A 19,861-nucleotide genomic window follows, 5' to 3' on the forward strand; every position below is an offset into this window, starting at 1 on the left:
CGGAGCGCGCGGTCCGGTGCTGCAACGAGCGCGGAAGCAGATGCCGCCAGCGCAATCCCGAAGGAATAGCGCCGGCGAAGTCGCATTGCAATTGGGTTCGGTTATGCTGCGATCAGCAGTCGGGGCACTTTATGATTTCCGCCTGGCGCGAACGGAAATAGGCCGTCTTGGACAGGTTGATCGTCTTGAGTGTGCTGGACCCCAGGCCCTCGGCAAAGAGCAGAAGTTCGTGCGGAACGACGAGTTCGGTGCGAACGACGAAGGCTTCGGTGGTGGCGAACTGCGCCGGTACAGTTGTCGCAGAGTTTGCGGGGTAGGGTATCGCGCCACTCTGATCACGCGACCAGATCACAGTGCCTTTGTTGGCGGCGTCGACTTTGATTCCGGTTATCTTCAGGGTGTATCCGGAATTCTGGTAGGGTGCGAGGATGCTCTTGGCGACACTCGACATGTTGCCGAGATAGGTTTTGTTAACCTCTGACTGTTGCGCCACCATATCCGCCACCGAGCTTGCGGCCCGTTCGACCTTGTTCTTCACCGAGAACCCTAGGGTAACTTCGAACGCCCCGATATAGGCGACGATCAACATTGGGATCACCATGGCGAATTCGATCGCGCCGAAACCGCTGCGGTCTTTTGCGAGCAACGTAATCGCGCCGCGAGTACGGGCAAACAAGGCGATTGTCTTCTTCGTAAGAGAGGTCACGGACGCCCTCATTCGTTTTCGTTGCGGAAAGTCGCGGTCGCGACCATGAGATAGTCTCGTGGCATGCTCGCACCGGCGGGGCGCAGATTGGTCACGAAAGGACGGACAAGGTCCGTGATCACGCTCCATCGGTAGTACGCGCGCAGCACGTTGTATGTGCCCGGTCCTCCCGGTGCGAAGGAGAAGTTCCCGGTATTGATGTCGTTGGATTTGGCCATTCGCGGTATATCGACTGGCAGTTGAGCCAGGTCGGTCGTGCTCTTGACATCGATAAGCAACCTGCTCGGAATGTTCACTTCGTTGCCGGTGCACGTCAGCATCACCGAGATCTCGGCGCAGAACGCCTGACGGAACTGTTTCTCCGTCATGTCGGTGGGCTTGCCTCTGGCGAAGGTGATCTCGCCAGTGCGAACTTTGCGCGCCATCACCTCCGTCGCGTTGGCCAGGAGGCGCTCGCCCGCAAAGGCAAAGAATGTCTCGAAGCAGGCAAAAGTGACCACAAGGAACGGGATCGCCAGAATCGCGAACTCGATCGACGCCGCGCCACTTCTATTCCCAAACAGACGCCGCAGCGGACCGCGATTTGATCTCGAAGATTGCCTAGAGCCTTGAACTTCCTGTTCGGCCAACATCTCGTCGTCCCATCATGTTACGTTTGATGGGTGAGAAATAAGGGGTAACTCTTGATATTTCGTTCTCGATGATCATCGGCATTTTAATGATCGCCGGCGTTTTTTACCTGATTCTAATTGGTGGCGCCGGTCGTTTTGCGTTCAGCATGCCGCTCACAGTTCGGGGTGCACGACAGCACGGTACGTGAAGTCTGCTTGTAGACACGCACGGTATTGCCCTCGTCGATAGAGACGAGAATGCGCTCGTCGACAATCGCATTGCCATCCTGGTCCAGGATCACAAGGTTCGTCGTGCCGAAATTGCGGCCTGTGACGACGATGGTCTTTGCGTCGGCGACCGTTGCGTCGGCAACATCAGCGTTGCCGATGATCACTTTGCTTACGGGGCGATCAAGCTTGAGGACGCGCGCGTGATCCATGTAGACGCGCATGATGTCATCCTGGGCAAGGGCGGGCCGGGTTGGAGACACCGCAAAAAGCCCGACGAGCACGAGAAGAGATAAACTGGCTTGGGCGGTCGTGGAGGGCACAGACATGGGGCGTCCTTGAGGTGACATCGCCGCATCCTCGCGCGTCTTGGTGAATGAAGCGTTAAGGTACAAGCGTCTCGCCAGCGGCCTGGAAATGTTTGCCGTTCGTTTACCCAAAAATCAGCGATGCGACGTTCATCTTTTAGTAACCGCCTTCCTTAAGTCGGTAGCAATCCGGCGGGCATAGGTTGGGCTCATCCGATCAACGGCAACAGTTGGCGGACGTGCTGAACAACAATCGCGAAGTAGGAGAATCATCATGAAGAAGATTTTTGCCCGTCTGATGAAGGACGAGTCTGGCGCAACTGCAATCGAATACGGCCTCATTGCTGCCCTCATCTCCGTTGCGCTGATCGGTGGCGCGACCCAGCTGGGCAACGTTCTCGACGGCCAGTTTACGTTCCTCGCCGATCAGGTGACCGGTTCGCAGACCGCGCCGTAAGGCAACCTTAGGGCTCACGGAATGAAAAGCAGAAAGCCGCCCTTGTTGGCGGCTTTTTGTTACCTTGGCAGATATGTTCAGGAACATCCCGCCTTTAAGACGAATCGCTGAAGGCGGATAAGATGCTCAGGAATCAAAGTGCTGGAGCTCCCTGGTGCGTTCTTCCGAACGCACGGCGCTCTAAGTCTCGCTCGCGGAGTGGATTTCGATAAATGCTCTTGTTGGCCTTCCTTGCAATCTTTCCGCTGTGTCTGATTTGGGCCGCTGCCTCAGATCTGATGACGATGACGATACCGAATCGTCTGTCGCTGCTTCTTGCTGTTGGCGCGGTCCTCGCGAACGTCGCCGCCGGCTCCGGTTTCGTTGACATCGGTTTCGATGTGGCTGCCGGTCTGCTGGTCTTCCTTTTGTGCTTTTGCCTTTTTGCCTCCGGTGTCATGGGGGGCGGTGACGCAAAACTATTGAGCGCCTGCGCTCTTTGGTATGGGCTGAACGGCTCTCTTCTGGCGTTCCTGCTGTATGTCTCGCTTATGGGCGGCGTCTTGACGGTGCTCATTGTGATGTTGCGGTCCAGCCAGCATGTGTTGCTTGCCGCCGGCATTCCAATCCCTGGTCTTTTGCTGACCGCAAAGAAAATTCCCTATGCAATCGCGATTGCTGCTGGCGCCTTCCTGGCCTTTCCGGCCTCGCCCTTGTCTCGAATGGCTCTCGCGCAGTTTGGCCTTTAGCGTTGATGGGTGCGGAAAGCTGCTCGGAAGGAGGCTGTTAACCATACCCGTAGATGGGTCGTTAACTATAATTACACCAATTCCTGATCAATCTGATCCCGGCATATCTGCGGGGCACAGAAACGATCATGAAACCGGTTCGCATCATCATACTGACGGTGGCCGTCGCGTCGGCGGCGATGGCCGGGTTGTTGGCGATGAAGCTGACCCGCGGTCCTGCCCGGCTAACGGCCGAGCCCGTCATTGAGCGGGCTCCGACTGTCAATGTCCTCGTAGCCAGCAAGAGCTTACCTGTCGGGTCTCGCCTCGGCGGAGACGCCGTCCATTGGATGGCCTGGCCCAAGGACGGCATCGTCGATGGCCTCATCACCGAAGAAAACCGCCCATCGGCGATTGAAGACCTGACCGGCGCCGTCGTTCGGCTGCCGATATTCAATGGTGAGCCGGTGCGCAACGAGAAGGTTGCCGACTCCTCAAGTCGAATCATGTCGTCGCTCCTGCCTGCCGGCAAGCGCGCGGTTGCTACGGAAATTACGGTTGCGACAGGGGCCGGCGGTTTCATCCTGCCGAACGACCGGGTCGACGTCATCATGGTCCGCAAGTCGGACAACGATGTTTTCCTGACGGAGACAGTGCTCAGCAACGTCCGCGTTCTGGCGATCGACCAGCAGGTCGAGGAGAAGGACGATGGCTCCAAATCCGTGGTCGGCACCACGGCGACCCTGGAGCTGACCCCTGATCAATCAAAGGTCATGACCGTCGCCCAGCAGATGGCCGAGCGTATCTCGCTCGCCCTTCGCAGCGTCGCGGATGCTCAGGAGCCCGATACGAACGCAGCGGATTATCTTTTGAGCGGTGATGGCCAACCCAGCATTCAGGTCATCAAGTCTGGCTCCATCGTCAAGGGCGACGGTTCAAGTCAGGGCCAGCAACAATGAGCGATCGAGTGGAGCACAAGGTGAAGCGGATCGGAAATAAGTTTCGGGCGTCTGTTGCGGCGGGCCTGTCGTTTTGCCTGACATTTTCGGGCATCGCGCTGCCAACGCTCCCGTCCGCCCATGCGGCTGCCTCCTCGGTCGTCAGGATCGTCGAAAGCGGGCCGGGGGCGAAGAAGAAGGTCAGCCTTGGGCTGAACAAGGCCGTTGTCGTCGATCTACCTTCCGATGCCCACGATATTCTCGTTGCTGACCCATCGCTCGCCGATGCCGTTACGCGCACATCCAGACGGATTTATCTCTTTGGTAAATCCGTGGGGCAGACCAACATTTTCGTATTCGGGCCGAACGGCGAAGAGATCGTCAGTCTTGACGTCGAGGTCGAGCGCGACATCGCCAACCTGCAGTCAAACCTGCGCCGTTTCATTCCCGATGCCGACATCAATGTCGAAATCATCTCCGACAACATCGTCCTGACAGGCACCGTGCGCACGCCGCTCGATTCGACACGCGCCGTCGACCTCGCCAAGGCCTTCCTCCAGGGCGGTGAAGCGACCACACGCAACATTACTGCGCAGGGCAACAATGGTGATGCCGATATCTTTGCTGAGGATCGGCAGGTCTCGCAGATCGTCAACCTGCTGACCATCGATGGCGATGATCAGGTCACGCTGAAAGTTACGGTTGCCGAGGTCAGCCGCCAGGTCCTCAAGCAACTCGGCTTCAACGGCAGCGTCTCCGATGGCGACAGCAGCATCGGATTCCGCAACCCCGCCAACCTCGGAGACGCCATCGGGCTCGGCGCAAACGCACTCATCAAGGGCTCGATTGGTGGAACGACGATAGCAAGCTACATCAATGCGATGGAGCAGGCAGGCGTGATGCGCACGCTCGCCGAGCCGAGCTTGACCGCGATTTCGGGCCAAGAGGCGAAATTCTACGTTGGCGGCGAGTTTCGGCTGCCCGGCATGCAAGAGGTCGAAAGGGACCCCACCACCGGCCTGAGTAAGGTCAAACGCGAGGTCAACGACGTCGAATACGGCATTCGCCTGAACTTCAAGCCTGTCGTTCTCGGTCCTGGTAGGATCAGCCTGCAGGTCGAGACCGAAGTGTCGGAGCCGACCTACGAAGGCAGTGTCGTTACCGGCAACGGCTCCAACGCCATCCCCGGCAACACCTTCCTCGGCATTCGCAAGCGCGAGGCATCGACCAGCGTCGAGCTCCCCTCAGGCGGTTCGATCGTCATCGCCGGTTTGGTGCAGGACAACATCCGTCAGGCGATGTCCGGCGTGCCGGGCGCCTCGAAGATCCCAGTCCTCGGAACGCTCTTCCGCAGCAAGGATTTCGTCCGCAACGAGACCGAACTTGTCATCATCGCGACGCCCTATCTCGTGCGGCCAGTGGCCAGAAGCGCGATCTCCAGGCCCGACGACAATTTCAATGCAGCCAATGATTGGGAGAGCTTCTTCCTTGGTCGCGTGAACCGGATCTACGGGCGCCCGGAAGCATCCGCTCCGGCTGGCCGCTACCACGGCAACGTTGGCTTCATCTACAAATAGGCTGGGTCATGCAAACGCGAAGCAGCTTCCACGAGAATTCTGAAAGGCCGAGTGCCATGCCCCTCAACAGATCCGGAATGCCCGCCCGTCATTTGCGGCATGTTGCAATCCTCGTCGTTGCCGCGGGGCTGCTTGCCGGCTGCGGCACCAAGGACAATCTTGCAACGGGCTCCATCCCGGATGACTACCGCACCCGCCACCCGATCGTGCTTGCCGAAGGTGAGCGTACGATCGATATCCCGATCGCCTCCGGCGATCGCCGGTTGACGCAGGGCACGCGCGACGTCATCAGCGGCTTTGCGGCCGACTATCGCAATTTGTCGACCGGTGTTGTCCAGATCATGCTGCCGCGCGGCTCGGCAAACAGCCACGCAGCCCAGGCCATGCGCAAGGAGATCCGCAGCGTTCTCGTTGCCGCCGGTGTCCCGGCCAAGCGATTGATCGAGGCGGGCTACGAGGCCGGTCCGATGGGTGACGCTGCACCTGTTCGCATTAGCTATGTGGCGATCACCGCCCAGACGTCCCCCTGTGGTGAATGGCCCGAGGACGTTGCGCTCAACACGATCCAGAACCGCAACTACTATAATTTCGGCTGCGCATCGCAATCCAATCTGGCGGCGCAGATCGCCAATCCGACCGATCTGCTCGGCCCGCGTCAGATGTCGCCGATCGATGCGGAGCAGCGTGGTCAGGTCATCAAGGACTGGCGCGGAACCGAAAAGAGTGACGGACCCGTCATCGTCTTCAATTGATATCGTTGGGATCATCAGATGAGCACCATTGAGTACAGGATCGAAACGGGCGCCGCGGCCGGCGACCTCGCCTTCGATACCGTGCAGCCGGGTGACCTCGAGCAGGTCCGCCCGCTGCCACGCATCTCGATCCACGCGTTTTGCGAAACCGAGGCGATGCAGCGACTGATGGAGCGTTGCGGCCAGGATCGCCGTATGGCGAAGGTCAGCTTGCGCATCAACAACGGCGGCATCGATGCCGCGGCCAACATGTTTGCGAGCGTGTCGACGCCGAACCTGATCATTCTGGAAACATCGGCCGATCCCCGGTTCCTGCTGAGCGAACTTGCGCCGCTGGCTGCGGTCTGCGATCCGAGCACCAAGGTGATCCTCGTCGGCAAATACAACGATATCGGGCTCTATCGCGAGCTCATCCGCAACGGTATTTCGGAATACATGGTCGCGCCCGTGGCAATGCCAGACGTTCTGTCCGCGGTCGCATCGATTTTCGTCGATCCCGACGCCGAGCCATTGGGACGCAGCCTGGCGTTTATCGGCGCCAAGGGCGGCAGCGGTTCGTCTGCCATCGCGCACAATTGCGCCTGGGGCATTTCGAATCTGTTTTCGACGGAGACCATTCTTGCCGATCTCGACCTGCCTTATGGCACGGCCAACATCGATTTCGACCAGGACCCGCCGCAAGGCATATCGGAGGCGGTTTTCGCGCCCGAGCGGCTCGACGAGGTCTTTCTCGATCGGCTTCTAACCAAATGCTCCGACCATCTTTCGCTGCTTGCGGCGCCGTCGATGCTGGATCGTGCCTATGACTTCGAGGGCGGTGCCTTTCATCCGATCCTTGAGATCCTGCAACGCAGCGCGCCGGTTTCGGTGCTCGACATCCCGCATATGTGGACGGATTGGACACGCTCGGTTCTGGGCGAAGCCGATGAAATCGTCATTACCGCTGTGCCGGATCTCGCAAGCCTTCGCAACACGAAGAACCTGCTCGATGCCTTGAAGAAGCTTCGGCCGAACGACAAGCAACCCCATCTCGTCTTGAACCAGGTGGGTATGCCGAAACGTCCGGAGATCGCGGTGAACGAATTCTGCGAATCGCTGGAAATCGAAGCGGCAGCCATCATTCCGTTCGATGCCGTCCTGTTTGGCAATGCATCGAACAGCGGCCGCATGATTGCGGAGATCGACAAGAAGTCGGCAGCAGCCGAAACCTTCTCCCAGCTCGCGCATCTGCTCACCGGCCGCGCGTCGATGAAGAAGGCGCGGCGTGGCGGTCTCGGCAAGATGCTTGCGGCGCTCGGCAGAAAATAGACGGCGCACAGAACGGGCGGATCAGGAACATGTTCGGCAAACGCGGAAACGAAGGCTTCGGCAAGGGTGGCACCACAGGTGCCGCGATGCCGCCGATCGCCCCGGTCACGCAATCGGCGGTGATCGAGCGCGCCGCGGTGCCGGTGCTTGCCGACCCGCAAACGTCCGCCGCGCGCCCACAATCTCCAGCTCCGGCACAAAGAAAGCGACCCGCGCGCACCGAGGACTACTACGATACCAAATCGCAGGTCTTCTCGGCTCTGATCGATACGATCGACCTGTCGCAGCTGGCCAAGCTCGATACGGAAAGCGCTCGCGAGGAAATTCGCGATATCGTCAACGACATCATCACGATCAAGAATTTCGCGATGTCGATCTCCGAGCAGGAAGAGCTGCTCGACGATATCTGCAACGACGTGCTTGGCTATGGACCGTTGGAACCGCTGCTCGCGCGCGACGACATTGCGGATATCATGGTCAACGGTGCCGGCCAGACCTTCATCGAAGTCGCCGGAAAGACCATCGAGTCCGAGGTCCGCTTCCGCGACAATGCCCAGCTTCTGTCGATCTGCCAGCGGATCGTCGGGCAAGTGGGGCGGCGCGTCGACGAATCCAGTCCCATCTGCGATGCGCGTCTTCCCGACGGTTCGCGTGTCAACGTCATCGCCCCGCCGCTCGCCATCGACGGCACCGCGCTGACCATCCGCAAATTCAAGAAGGACAAGCTGAAGCTCGATCAGCTGGTGAAATTCGGCGCGATCACGCCCGAGGGGTCCGTCCTTCTTCAGATCATCGGCCGCGTCCGCTGCAACATCGTCATTTCGGGTGGTACCGGCTCGGGCAAGACGACGCTTCTGAACTGCTTGACCGGCTTCATCGATCTCGACGAACGGGTGATCACCTGCGAAGACACGGCCGAACTGCAATTGCAGCAGCCGCATGTGGTTCGTCTCGAAACCCGGCCGCCGAATATCGAAGGCGAGGGTGAGATCACCATGCGGGATCTCATTAAGAACTGTCTGCGCATGCGACCCGAACGCATCATCGTCGGCGAAGTGCGCGGACCTGAGGTGTTCGACCTTCTGCAGGCGATGAACACCGGCCATGACGGCTCGATGGGAACGATCCACGCCAATACGCCGCGCGAATGCCTCGCCCGCATGGAATCGATGATCGCGATGGGTGGCTTCACGCTGCCGGCCAAGACTGTCCGCGAGATCATATCCGGATCCATCGACGTCATCATCCAGGCTGCGCGCCTGCGCGATGGCTCGCGCCGTATCACCCACATCACGGAAGTGGTCGGCATGGAAGGCGACGTCATCATCACGCAGGACCTGATGCGTTACGAAATCGAAGGCGAAGATGCCAACGGCCGCATTATCGGCCGCCACGTCTCGACCGGCATCGGGCGTCCGCATTTTTGGGATCGCGCCCGCTACTTCAACGAAGACAAGCGCCTGGCGGCGACGCTCGACGCCATGGACAAGGGCTAGGATCCGCGATGTTCGGCATAGGCCTTCCTGTCCTCGCCTTGGCTGCCCTGGTCGCGATATCGGCGGCGGCGCTGGCCTATGGGGTGCTGTATTCGCGTATCGAAAGCGAGAAGAAGACGGAAGGTCGTGTGCGCAGAGTGAGCGCGGCCGAAACCGATCGGGTCAAGGTCAAGGCCGCCCGCGATCGCGTCAACGAGATGTCGAAGCGGCGCAAGTCGGTCCAGGATTCGCTCAAGGAGCTCGAGAAGAAGCAGCAGGAAAAGTCGGCGAGAGCCGCGCCCTCGATGAAGGCGCGGCTCTCGCAGGCAAATCTGTCTATCTCGTTGGCGAAGTTTTATGTTTTCAGCGGATTGTTCGGGCTTTTCGCAGCTTTTGTCGTGTTGATCCTGGGGGCCGGTCTGGCCATTGCTGCGGGTATAGGCCTGATTGTCGCCGCAGGCTTGCCGCGTTGGCTGGTCAACTTCCTGATCAAGCGCCGTTGCAAGAAGTTTCTTGAAGAGTTCCCGAACGCGCTCGACGTCATGGTTCGGTCGATCAAATCCGGCCTGCCTTTGAACGACGCGCTCCGCCTCATCGCCAATGACGGGCAGGAACCGGTAAAGAGCGAATTCCGCAGGGTGGTGGAATCGCAGCAGGTCGGACTGAGTGTCACCGAAGCCTGCGCCCGCATGATCAATCACATGCCGCTGTCGGAGGTCAATTTCTTTGCGATCGTGATCGGGATTCAGGCTCAGGCTGGCGGTAACCTGTCCGAAGCGCTTGGCAACCTGTCGAAGGTGCTGCGAGAGCGCAAGAAGATGAAGGCCAAGGTCAATGCTCTGTCGATGGAAGCCAAGGCCTCGGCCTGGATCATCGGTGCCCTGCCATTCATCGTGTCGACCCTCGTCTATCTGACGTCGCCTGACTACATGATGATCCTGTTTACCGATCAGCGCGGGCATCTGATTATCGGTGCTGGTCTCGTCTGGATGAGCATCGGCATCCTGATGATGCGCAATATGATCAACTTCGACATCTGAGGTACAATTATGGGCGAAGGATTGGTCAAGACGTTCACGGATCCCAACATCATCCTTGCTGTTCTCGTCTCGTTTGCGGTGCTGGCGACCTTCTATTCGCTGGTGGTGCCATTCTTCGAGCGTGGAGATCTCGGCAAGCGGATGAAATCAGTGGCCACCGAGCGGGAGCAGATACGCGCGCGGGAACGCGCCCGCCTCGCCACGGAGGTCTCGAACGGCAAGGCCAGTCTGCGCGGGCAGAACAACACGTCCGTTCGCCAGGTCGTCGAGCGGTTGAACCTGCGCAAGGCCCTCGTCGACGACAATACCGTCAACCGCCTCAAGACTGCCGGCTATCGCTCGCAGAATGCGCTCAATACGTTCCTTTTCGCACGGTTCTGCCTTCCGTTCCTGTTTCTGGTCGTCGCGGTCGTCTACATCTTCGTGCTCGGCAATTTCGCCGAGAAACCTTTCATGCTGCGGTTCGCATTTGCCATCGGATTCGCCTATCTCGGCTTCTATGCGCCGAACATCTTTGTCGCCAACGCCATCGCCAAGCGACAGCACTCCATCCGTCGCGCCTGGCCGGATGCGCTCGATCTCCTCTTGATCTGCGTTGAATCCGGTGTGTCGATGGAGCTCGGCATGCGGCGCGTCGCCGACGAAATCGCCTCCCAGTCGCCGGCCCTGGCGGAAGAGCTGGTGTTGACGACGGCCGAGCTTTCGTTCCTGCCCGAACGCCGTATCGCGCTTGAGAACCTTGGACAGCGCACCGGGCTAGATGACGTCAAATCGGTGGTACAGGCGCTGATCCAGGCGGATCGCTACGGAACGCCGATCGCCCAGGCGCTGCGCGTGTTGGCACAGGAAAGCCGTGACCAGCGCATGAATGCAGCGGAAAAGAAGGCGGCCGCTTTGCCGCCGAAGCTTACCGTGCCGATGATCCTGTTCTTCCTGCCGGTTCTCGTCGCCGTCATCCTCGGTCCGGCCGGCATCCAGGTCGCCGACAAATTCTGACATCCCGGGTCAAAGGTAACGCAAGGGAACGGCGGGCGGTTGCAGCGCGCCAGAGGGCGCTTTGAGTGCGTCAGCCGACAATATGGCGATTGCCAGCTGGCAAAGCTCAGTTGGTGTTCGCGTCGTCCGCTTTGGCAAGCTCTTTCCATGCGCCCTGCTGTGACAGCATCGAGCGCAAATACGTCACATTTGCCTCGGCCTGCTCGCCCGACAGTTCCTGGCGGGCGATCGTTTCGGCCTCTTGAAAGCGTCCCTGCAGGCCCACGGCGAGCGCGAGGTTCTGCCGCACGCTGCTGTCGGCGCCCGGTTGTCCCGCTGCCGATTTCAAATAGGTTTCGGCCGTGCGCAGGTCCTTGGTCAGAAGATAGGACATGCCGAGGTTGGAAAGCACCGACGGCTCGTTCGGCTTGAGTTCCAGCGCCTCGCGGTAGCGCAGGCGTGCCTCCTGGGATCGGCCGAGCTGGTCGAGGATTGCGCCTTCTGCCGATTTCAGCTTCCAGTCCGGCCGGTCCGGTGTCTGGGCGCGGCTGATCGTGTTCAATGCCTGTTCCAGCTGGCCCGCGGCTGCTTGCGCCTTGCCGTAGGCGCCGAGAACTTCGCGGTCCTGCGGATGGTTGATCGCGACCTGCTGCATGACGGCGAGTGCCTGTTCGTTGCGTCCGGTCATACGCAGGAGGTTGGCGTAATTCAGCCCCGCCTCGCGATCCCTCGGGTTCTTCTCATAGGCTTGGCCGATGCTTTCGGCCGCCTGCGACAGCTCCGATGCGGTCATTGATTGGACGGGCTTCGACGTACGCGAGATCGAACCGGTCGTCAGTTCCTTCTTCGGCTGGTTGGCGCAACCGGCGACAGACAGGGCGACGATCGCAATCGCGGCGCCTTGTATGAGACGGGTGACATTTCGGGATGAGATCGTGTTGTGTTTGGCCATCGGCGGTGTCCCCAGCATGCATTCGCGCACCAGAACTCCAAACAACATCGGCGCAACTTTCACTCCAGCAATAATCTGTTAACCCTAACAGAGCGTTAATTGCGCGAATCCATCTCTGTCAGCCGAGGACTTCCATGGCCCCCTATCAGTTCATCGAACGGCCGTCGCCGTTCAACACCAGCGCCGGCAAGACGCTGCCGATCTTCGCGGTCACGCCGGCGCATATCGAAACGGGAGCCATCGATCCGATCGCGCTTGATTGGGCGCGCAAGGCCGGCTTCAAGGCCGAATCGGGCGCCGTGCTGCTGACCCCGTCTTCGGATGGCCATCTCGGCGGCGCGCTCTTCGGTCTGGGCAGCAACCCGTCCGAGGCGCCGTTCTTGACCGGCAAACTCGCGCGCGCTCTGCCGGCCGGCAAATGGCATATCGAAACAGCACCGCTGACAGCCAACCGGCTGGCGCTCGGTTATGGCCTCGGCTCCTATCGTTTCGAGCGCTACAAGTCGGCAAAGGGCGAGCCGCCGACCTTGTTGATCCCAAGCGATGCCGATGCGACCGACATCAAGCGCCAGCTCGCCGGCGTCTTTCTTGCCCGCGACCTCATCAACACGCCGACCAACGACATGGGACCGGAAGCGCTGGAAGGGGCATTCCGTGCGCTTGCGACGCATTACAAGGCCGACGTCTCGGTGATCTCGGGCGAGGCGTTGCTGACGCAGAATTTCCCGCTCGTGCACACCGTCGGCCGGGCCAGCGCCGAAGCACCTCGTCTTCTCGAGCTGCGCTGGGGCAAGAAGGGCCACAAGAAGGTGACGCTGGTCGGCAAGGGGGTTTGCTTCGATACCGGCGGCCTCGACATCAAGCCCGCCTCCTCCATGCTCCTGATGAAGAAGGACATGGGCGGTGCCGCCAACGTCATGGGCCTCGCGCTGATGATCATGGACGCAAAGCTCAAGGTCGACCTGCGCGTCATCATTCCTGTCGTCGAGAACTCGATCTCGGCCAATGCCTTCCGCCCCGGCGATATCTATCGCAGCCGCAAGGGCCTGACGGTGCAGATCGACAACACCGACGCCGAAGGCCGGCTCATTCTTGCCGATGCGCTCGCCTATGCCGATGAGGAAAAGAACGATCTTCTCGTCGATATGGCAACGCTCACCGGTGCCGCCCGCGTTGCGCTCGGCCCCGACCTGCCGCCGTTCTTCACCGACGACGCTGAGCTGGCGCACGACTTGACGGAAGCGAGCCTCAGCGTCGACGATCCGATGTGGCGCATGCCCTTGCACATGGGTTACGACAAGGATGTCTCGGCGCGCATCGCCGACCTGACGAACGCGCCTTCCGGCGGCATGGCAGGCTCGATCACCGCAGCACTCTTCCTCAAGCGCTTTGTCACCAACACCAAGAGCTGGGTGCATTTCGATATCTTCGGATGGGCGCAGTCCGAACGGCCGCATTCGCCTATTGGCGGCGAGGCCCAGGCCATTCGCGCGCTTTACCAGCATATCGGGCAGATGGCCAAGTAAGGCTTAGATCAAGACGACCGGCGCTGTCCCTGCGCCGGTCGCTTCAAAAGAAACGCTTGCGTAACGGTCCGTGTCTATGTTGGGGCGGGACAGCGCTGCGCTTTGCTTACAGCGCACAGGCTGCTGTCGCCGTTAATCGTCTGCATGACACTTCAGCCGAAGAGGCATGCGGCTGCGCAGGAGTTGCCATTGCCGGTCGAGCTTACGCCTTCCCAGGCCCTTGGGCTCTGGCACACGGTTTCGCTGGAACAGGTGCGTGTCGACGGTCGCGATCTGACGCTGCGCCAGATGGCGATCTTGCTGCAGATCTATCTTGTGCCACCGCCCCACACCGTTCGCGGCCTTGCCGCAACGCTCGGCGTCACCAAGCCGGTCATCACACGCGCGCTCGATACCATGGGCGCGCTCGGGCTTGTCGATCGCGTCCGTGATGATCGCGATCGACGCAATGTCGTCATCAAAAGGACAGTTGACGGTGCTCTTTATCTTGAAAAGTTCGGCGATCTGATCATTGATCAGGGCCGCAAACAGCCTAAGTGAGTTGACATGTCGACACTTCCCGATCGCCGCCTGAATGCCTATCGAGCCGACCTCGCCGAAAGCCGCCTTCGCGGCGTCGTCGATGCCGAGCGCTACGTCGAGGGAAGCGTCGCGCGCGTCTCCGTGCCGGTGACGCCGCTTCGGGCGAAGCCCGATCTTGCCTGCGGGACCGATACCGAGCTGCTGCTCGGCGAATCGGTTCGCGTGCTCGACACCAACGAGAGCTGGTGCTGGGTGAAGGCCGATCTCGACGGTTATGTCGGCTACTTGCCGGAATATTGCCTGGCGCCGGTGGTCAAGAGCCCGACGCATGTCGTTTCTGCGCCGCGCACCTTCGTCTATTCCGGGCATGACCTGCGTTTTCCGACAGTCTACCCGCTGTCGATGGGGAGCCGACTGACCGTCATCGACGAGCGCGAGACCCGCGGCACCCGCTATTTCCTGCTTGATGGCGGCCAGGCCGTGGTTGCCAACCATTGCATCGAGGTCGGCAAGGTTGTCGAAGGCGACTATGTCTCAGTTGCCGCCCGTTTTGTCGAAACGCCCTATCTCTGGGGCGGCCGCTCCGGTTTCGGCATCGATTGTTCCGGTCTCGTCCAGCTGTCGATGATGATGGTCGGCAAGCTGGCGCCGCGCGATTCGGACATGCAGGCGGCCGGCCTCGGCACGCCGATCTCCCGCGAAGAGCTGAAGCGCGGCGACCTCGTCTTCTGGAAGGGACATGTCGCGTTGATGGAAGACGACGAGACGCTGATCCACGCCAATGGCCATACGATGACCGTTGCGCGCGAAGGTCTGGAAGCCTCGATCGAGCGCATCGGCTGGCTCTACGAACAGCCGACGGGCTATCGCCGTCCCTGACGATTCAACGGCTCAGTAGCCGGCTAATTTGTCGACGACGTGCTGCAGCGGCTGCCCGCTTTCGAGGCGGGAGATCTGCTGTTCGACGTGGCGGAACAGCGCCTTGACGTCCGAGGACGCGGCGACATGCGGTGTCATATAGACGTTCGGCATTTGCCAGAAACGGCTATCGGGCGAAAGCGGCTCCTGCTCGAAGACGTCGAGGGAGGCCGCGTGGAGAATACCCGCGTCCAGTGAACTCAGGATATCGGCTTCGTTCTGGCTGCCGCCGCGGCCGCCATTGATGAAGACCGGGGCGCCAAAGGGGCCATTGCGGCTCAACTTGGCAAAAAGCCCGGCGTTGAAGATGCCTTGGGTCTCAGGCGTCAGCGGCAGCAGGCCGACCAGGAAATCGGTACGCGCCAGGAAGGCATCCAGCTCGTCGCCGCCATAGGTCTCGATGCCGTCGACGGCCTTCTTGCCGCGCGACCAACCGACGACCTTGAAGCCCATGACGGAAAGCTTGCGGGCCGCATCCTGGCCAAGCACGCCCATTCCCATGATGCCGACGGTCACATCCGCCGCTTCCGGCTGCGATAGATCGCGCCACTCGCGCTTTGCCGCAAGCGCTTCATAGGTCCGGTGTTGGCGCAGATGCATCAGGCATTGCATCACCACCCATTCGCCCATGCGGGTCGTCAGGCTGCGATCGACGAAACGAACAAGCGGCACCTCCGGCAGCCCCGGCAACGTCAGCACATGGTCGACGCCAGCGCCGCCGGAGAAAACCACCTTGAGATCGGGCGCCCTGTCGAAGAGGTCGGGGGCCGATTTCCAGACCACGGCGTAGTCGACACCCGAGAGGTCACGATTGTCATGGACGGCGTCGGCGCGGTTGATCACTTCCCGATCCGGAAAAGCACCTTTGAGCGCTGTTTCCACTTCTTCCGGGATGAACTTCAGATCGACGATGACAGGGCTTTTTGCGGGCATGGCGGGAACTCTACTGGCGGATGGCGGTGAGGTTGACGGCTTCGAGGTTGAAGGCGGCGGCCATCAGGGCCTTGGTGTAATCTTCCTGCGGCGCATTGAAGATGCGCTCCGCCGGACCCTGTTCGACGACCTTGCCCATGCGCATGACGATCATCTCGTTGGCCAGCGCCCGCACCACCTTGAGGTCATGGCTGATGAAGAGATAGGCGAGGTCGTGCTTGTGCTGCAGGTCGCGCAGCAGGTCGACCACCTGCGCCTGAACGCTCATGTCGAGCGCCGATGTCGGTTCGTCCAGCATCACGAATTTCGGTTTCAGCACCATCGCACGCGCAATCGCGACGCGTTGGCGCTGGCCGCCGGAGAATTCGTGCGGATAGCGCCAGCGGGTGGCGGCATCGAGACCCACTTCCTCGAGCGCCGCAGCAACGCGGGCATCGCGCTCGTCGTCCGACAATGTCCGCTCGTGGATTTTCAGTCCTTCGGCGATAATGTCGGCAACAGACATGCGCGGGCTCAGCGAACCGTAGGGGTCCTGGAACACCACCTGCATCCGGTTTCGAAGCGGCCGCATCTCGCGGAAACTATAGGCATTGATGTCCTTGCCGACGAAGGCGATGCGCCCCTTGGACGAGATCAGCCGCGTCAGCGCCAGGCCGAGCGTCGTCTTGCCCGAGCCCGATTCGCCGACGACGCCGAGCGTCTGGCCGGCGCGCAATTTGAGATCGATACCGTCGACCGCCTTCACATGATCGACGACCTTGCGCAGGAAGCCGGCCTTGATCGGAAACCACACCTTCACGTCATCCGCTTCCATGACGATCGGCTTCGAGGCGTCGGAAGGAGGCGGGTTGCCCCGCGGCTCGGAAGCGAGCAGATGGCGGGTATAGGCATGCTGCGGATTGGCGAAGATCTCGGCGGTCGGTCCGGTCTCGACGATCTTGCCCTTGGTCATCACACAGACGCGATCGGCGATCTTGCGCACGATGCCGAGGTCATGGGTGATGAACAGCATCGACATGCCGTGTTCGTCCTTGAGCTTCTTGAGAAGTTCGAGGATCTGCGCCTGCACGGTCACATCGAGCGCCGTCGTTGGCTCGTCGGCGATCAGCAGCTCCGGCCGGTTGGCAAGCGCCATGGCGATCATCACACGCTGGCGCTGGCCGCCGGACAATTCGTGCGGGTATGCTCCGAGCCGCTTCTCCGGTTCGCGAATGCCGACCTGGTTCAACAGTTCGAGAATGCGCGTACGCGCAGCAGCACCTTCGAGCCCCTGGTGCAACTCGAGGATCTCGCCGATCTGCCGCTCGATCGGGTGCAGCGGATTGAGCGACGTCATCGGCTCCTGGAAGATCATCGTGATGTCGTTGCCGCGCACCTGGCGCAGTTCCGCGTCGTTGGCCTTCAGAAGGTCCTTGCCGTTGAAGCGGATTTCACCGCCCGGATGGCTTGCCGAAGGGTAGGGCAAAAGCTTCAGGATTGAGTTGGCGGACACGGACTTGCCGGAGCCGGACTCGCCGACAAGCGCAACCGTTTCGCCGCGCTTGATGTCGAAGGAAATGCTGTCGACCGCAATCGAGGTGTTGCCGCCTTGGTGGAAGGCGACCGACAGATCACGGATGGAAAGAATGGGATCGGTCATCGTCGCGCTCACCGGAATGTCTTTCTCGGATCGAAGGCATCGCGGGTCGCTTCGCCGACGAAGATCAGCAGCGACAGCATCACCGACATCACGCAGAAGGCCGTTAGCCCGAGCCAGGGAGCCTGCAGGTTGGATTTGCCCTGGGCGATCATTTCTCCAAGGGAAGGCGAGCCCGGCGGCATACCGAAGCCGAGGAAGTCGAGCGAGGTCAGCGTGGTGATCGAGCCCGACAGAATGAACGGCAGGAAGGTGAGCGTCGCCACCATCGCATTCGGCAGCAGGTGCCGGTACATGATCGTGCCGTTGCCGACGCCAAGTGCACGCGCCGCATTCACATATTCGAAGTTGCGTGCCCGCAGGAACTCGGCGCGCACAACGCCGACGAAACCGACCCAGGAAAAGAGCAGCATGATGCCGAGCAGGATGAAGAAGCCGGGCGGCAGGATCGCGGCGATGATCAGGAGAATGTAGAGCACCGGCATCGATGACCAGATCTCGATGAAACGCTGCATCAAAAGGTCGGTCCAACCGCCGAAATAGCCCTGCACCGCACCGGCCGTCACGCCGATGATCGCCGATGCGATGGTGAGCACCAGGCCGAACAGCACCGAGATGCGGAAGCCGTAGATCATGCGCGCCGTCACGTCGCGCGCCTGGTCGTCGGTGCCGAGCCAGTTGAGATTACCGGCGATGCAGTTGCGGTCGGCCGAGCCTTCCGGATAGGCCGAGCAGCGCTCGTCCTTGCTCATCAGCCAGAAGGGCTTTGTCGGCGCCGAATGCGGAATGTTGGAGTTGACCGTCTGGTAGGAGTAACGGATCGGCGGCCAGACCATCCAGCCGTTGGCCTCGATCTCGTCGCGGATGAAATCCGAGCGGAAGTCGGTCTCGGCGAGGAAGCCGCCGAACTTCTCCTCCGGATAATCCACCACCGCAGGAAACAGGATCTCGCCCTTGTAGGAGGCGATGATCGGCCGGTCGTTGGCGATGAACTCGGCAAACAGGCTGAGCACGAACAGCAGAAGGAAAATCCAGAGCGACCAGTAACCGCGCCGGTTCGCCTTGAAATTCTGCCATCGCCGTTGGTTCACTGGTGAAAGGAAACCGCGTGGCGGGGCCGCAACCTGCGTGGCAGTCGGGGTGACGGTGTTCATCACACGTCCCTCCGCTCGAAGTCGATACGCGGATCGACCCAGGTATAGATCAGGTCGGAGAGCAGGCTGACGACCAGTCCCATCAGCGAGAAGATGAACAGCGTCGCAAAGACGATCGGATAGTCGCGCTTGACGACGGAATCATAACCGAGCCGGCCAAGGCCATCGAGCGAGAAGATGTACTCGATCAAAAGCGAACCGGTGAAGAAGGCCGAAATGAAGGCGCTCGGGAACCCGGCGATGATGATCAGCATCGCGTTGCGGAAGACGTGGCCATACAGCACCTGGCGGTCGTTAAGGCCCTTGGCCCGTGCTGTCGTCACATACTGTTTCTTGATCTCGTCGATGAACGAATTTTTGGTCAGCAGCGTCGTCGTTGCAAAGGCCGAAAGCAAGAGCGTGATCAGCGGCAGCGTCATGTGCCAGAAATAGTCGAGGATCTTCTGCCACCAGGGCAATTGCCAGAAATTGTCTGAAACGATGCCGCGCAGCGGAAACCAGTCGAGGAACGATCCGCCGGCAAAGACGACGATCAGGAGGATGCCGAACAGGAAGCTCGGAACGGCGTAGCCGACGATGATGATTCCGGATGTCCACACGTCGAAGGTCGATCCATCAGACACCGCCTTCTTGATGCCGAGCGGGATCGAAATCGCGTAGGAGAACAGGAGGATCCAAACCCCGAGCGAGATCGAGACCGGCATCTTCTCCTTGATGAGGTCGATGACCGAGGTGTTGCGGAAGAAGCTCTCGCCGAAATCGAAGCGAATATAGTTCCACATCATCGTGCCGAAGCGTTCGAGCGGCGGCTTGTCGAAGCCGAACTGCTTTTCGAGCTTGGCGATGAATTCCGGGTCGAGCCCCTGGGCACCGCGGTACTGGCTGCCCTGATCGCCACCGGCCTGCATCAGGTCGCCGCCGCTGCCGCTCAAGCGGTCGGAGCCGCCGGCGTTGGTCAGGTCGGAGATCACCTGCTCGACCGGTCCGCCCGGCGCAAACTGGATGACGGTGAAGGAAATCGCCATGATGCCGACGATCGTCGGGATCATCAAAAGCAGGCGACGCAGGATATAGGCACCCATCAGGCCAGCCTCTCGATCGACGTGTTGCCGGTGGCCCGGACCCGCGAAGCGTTGGC

20 protein-coding genes are annotated in these 19,861 nt (G+C 60.6%); 12 read left to right on the forward strand and 8 right to left on the reverse strand.

The annotated features are described in order from the left end of the window. Positions 1-112: 112 nt before the first annotated feature. The 3 genes from LPJGGPFB_RS02170 to LPJGGPFB_RS02180 all read right to left on the reverse strand — a co-directional run bounded on the left by LPJGGPFB_RS02170 (position 113) and on the right by LPJGGPFB_RS02180 (position 1,874). Positions 113-718 (reverse strand): TadE/TadG family type IV pilus assembly protein, encoded by a 606-nt coding sequence (locus LPJGGPFB_RS02170; protein ID WP_173418529.1) that lies wholly within the window; start codon positions 716-718, stop codon positions 113-115. Next, positions 715-1,338 carry a TadE/TadG family type IV pilus assembly protein gene (locus LPJGGPFB_RS02175; RefSeq protein ID WP_173418530.1) on the reverse strand — a complete coding sequence of 208 codons (624 nt, stop codon included), beginning with the start codon at positions 1,336-1,338 and terminating at the stop codon, positions 715-717. Before LPJGGPFB_RS02175 ends, LPJGGPFB_RS02170 begins: the two co-directional genes overlap by 4 nt. A 113-nt stretch (positions 1,339-1,451) precedes the next feature. Continuing rightward, entirely contained in the window at positions 1,452-1,874 is a 423-nt protein-coding gene (locus LPJGGPFB_RS02180; protein WP_173420924.1) for a pilus assembly protein N-terminal domain-containing protein, read from the reverse strand. Positions 1,875-2,127: 253 nt separating this feature from the next. On the opposite strand from LPJGGPFB_RS02180, the gene LPJGGPFB_RS02185 reads away from it, so the two are divergent. From LPJGGPFB_RS02185 to LPJGGPFB_RS02225, 9 genes are all read left to right on the forward strand, one after another. Beyond that, positions 2,128-2,310 (forward strand): Flp family type IVb pilin, encoded by a 183-nt coding sequence (locus tag LPJGGPFB_RS02185; protein WP_173418531.1) that lies wholly within the window; start codon positions 2,128-2,130, stop codon positions 2,308-2,310. A gap of 212 nt (positions 2,311-2,522) precedes the next feature. Further along, positions 2,523-3,038 carry an A24 family peptidase gene (locus tag LPJGGPFB_RS02190; RefSeq protein WP_173418532.1) on the forward strand — a complete coding sequence of 172 codons (516 nt, stop codon included), beginning with the start codon at positions 2,523-2,525 and terminating at the stop codon, positions 3,036-3,038. Positions 3,039-3,166: 128 nt separating this feature from the next. Beyond that, positions 3,167-3,976, forward strand: a complete 810-nt coding sequence (gene cpaB / locus LPJGGPFB_RS02195; RefSeq protein ID WP_173418533.1) for a Flp pilus assembly protein CpaB — start codon at positions 3,167-3,169, stop codon at positions 3,974-3,976. Between the two features lie 20 nt (positions 3,977-3,996). Continuing rightward, on the forward strand, positions 3,997-5,532 hold the full coding sequence (locus LPJGGPFB_RS02200; RefSeq protein WP_173420925.1) for a type II and III secretion system protein family protein: 1,536 nt from the start codon (positions 3,997-3,999) through the stop codon (positions 5,530-5,532). 77 nt (positions 5,533-5,609) lie between these two features. Further along, a complete protein-coding gene (locus LPJGGPFB_RS02205) occupies positions 5,610-6,284 on the forward strand; it encodes a CpaD family pilus assembly protein (protein WP_412728328.1) in 675 nt (224 codons plus the stop codon). An 18-nt stretch (positions 6,285-6,302) separates the two neighbouring features. Continuing rightward, positions 6,303-7,592, forward strand: a complete 1,290-nt coding sequence (locus tag LPJGGPFB_RS02210; protein WP_173418535.1) for a CpaE/TadZ family protein — start codon at positions 6,303-6,305, stop codon at positions 7,590-7,592. Positions 7,593-7,621: 29 nt separating this feature from the next. Beyond that, positions 7,622-9,088: a TadA family conjugal transfer-associated ATPase gene (locus tag LPJGGPFB_RS02215; RefSeq protein ID WP_173418536.1), complete on the forward strand. Its 1,467-nt coding sequence runs from the start codon at positions 7,622-7,624 to the stop codon at positions 9,086-9,088. 8 nt (positions 9,089-9,096) lie between these two features. Beyond that, the gene (locus LPJGGPFB_RS02220) at positions 9,097-10,107 is read left to right on the forward strand and encodes a type II secretion system F family protein (RefSeq protein WP_173418537.1); all 1,011 of its coding nucleotides are present in this window, start codon (positions 9,097-9,099) and stop codon (positions 10,105-10,107) included. 9 nt (positions 10,108-10,116) lie between these two features. Beyond that, the gene (locus LPJGGPFB_RS02225) at positions 10,117-11,103 is read left to right on the forward strand and encodes a type II secretion system F family protein (protein WP_173418538.1); all 987 of its coding nucleotides are present in this window, start codon (positions 10,117-10,119) and stop codon (positions 11,101-11,103) included. 106 nt (positions 11,104-11,209) lie between these two features. On the opposite strand, the gene LPJGGPFB_RS02230 is transcribed toward LPJGGPFB_RS02225, so the two are convergent. Beyond that, entirely contained in the window at positions 11,210-12,034 is an 825-nt protein-coding gene (locus tag LPJGGPFB_RS02230) for a tetratricopeptide repeat protein (RefSeq protein WP_173418539.1), read from the reverse strand. 134 nt (positions 12,035-12,168) lie between these two features. Between LPJGGPFB_RS02230 and LPJGGPFB_RS02235 the strand changes: the two genes are divergently transcribed. The 3 genes from LPJGGPFB_RS02235 (at position 12,169) to LPJGGPFB_RS02245 (ending at position 14,961) form a co-directional block, all read left to right on the forward strand. Then, positions 12,169-13,560: a leucyl aminopeptidase family protein gene (locus LPJGGPFB_RS02235; protein WP_173418540.1), complete on the forward strand. Its 1,392-nt coding sequence runs from the start codon at positions 12,169-12,171 to the stop codon at positions 13,558-13,560. A gap of 189 nt (positions 13,561-13,749) precedes the next feature. After that, a complete protein-coding gene (locus LPJGGPFB_RS02240) occupies positions 13,750-14,100 on the forward strand; it encodes a MarR family transcriptional regulator (RefSeq protein ID WP_053252495.1) in 351 nt (116 codons plus the stop codon). A 6-nt stretch (positions 14,101-14,106) separates the two neighbouring features. Next, complete coding sequence (locus LPJGGPFB_RS02245) at positions 14,107-14,961, forward strand: C40 family peptidase (RefSeq protein ID WP_173418541.1); 855 nt, start codon at positions 14,107-14,109, stop codon at positions 14,959-14,961. 12 nt (positions 14,962-14,973) lie between these two features. On the opposite strand, the gene LPJGGPFB_RS02250 is transcribed toward LPJGGPFB_RS02245, so the two are convergent. Genes LPJGGPFB_RS02250 through LPJGGPFB_RS02265 form a run of 4 tightly spaced genes read right to left on the reverse strand, consistent with a single transcriptional unit; the run spans position 14,974 to position 19,805 of the window. Continuing rightward, the gene (locus tag LPJGGPFB_RS02250; RefSeq protein WP_173418542.1) at positions 14,974-15,933 is read right to left on the reverse strand and encodes a 2-hydroxyacid dehydrogenase; all 960 of its coding nucleotides are present in this window, start codon (positions 15,931-15,933) and stop codon (positions 14,974-14,976) included. A 10-nt stretch (positions 15,934-15,943) separates the two neighbouring features. Continuing rightward, the gene (locus LPJGGPFB_RS02255) at positions 15,944-17,572 is read right to left on the reverse strand and encodes an ABC transporter ATP-binding protein (protein WP_173418543.1); all 1,629 of its coding nucleotides are present in this window, start codon (positions 17,570-17,572) and stop codon (positions 15,944-15,946) included. Between the two features lie 8 nt (positions 17,573-17,580). Then, positions 17,581-18,723 carry an ABC transporter permease gene (locus LPJGGPFB_RS02260; protein ID WP_173418544.1) on the reverse strand — a complete coding sequence of 381 codons (1,143 nt, stop codon included), beginning with the start codon at positions 18,721-18,723 and terminating at the stop codon, positions 17,581-17,583. After that, positions 18,723-19,805, reverse strand: coding sequence for a microcin C ABC transporter permease YejB (locus LPJGGPFB_RS02265; protein WP_173418545.1), 1,083 nt, complete (start codon positions 19,803-19,805; stop codon positions 18,723-18,725). Before LPJGGPFB_RS02265 ends, LPJGGPFB_RS02260 begins: the two co-directional genes overlap by 1 nt. Between the last annotated feature and the right edge of the window lie 56 nt (positions 19,806-19,861).

The organism is Ensifer adhaerens (assembly GCF_013283195.1).
GTDB lineage: Bacteria > Pseudomonadota > Alphaproteobacteria > Rhizobiales > Rhizobiaceae > Ensifer > Ensifer adhaerens_G.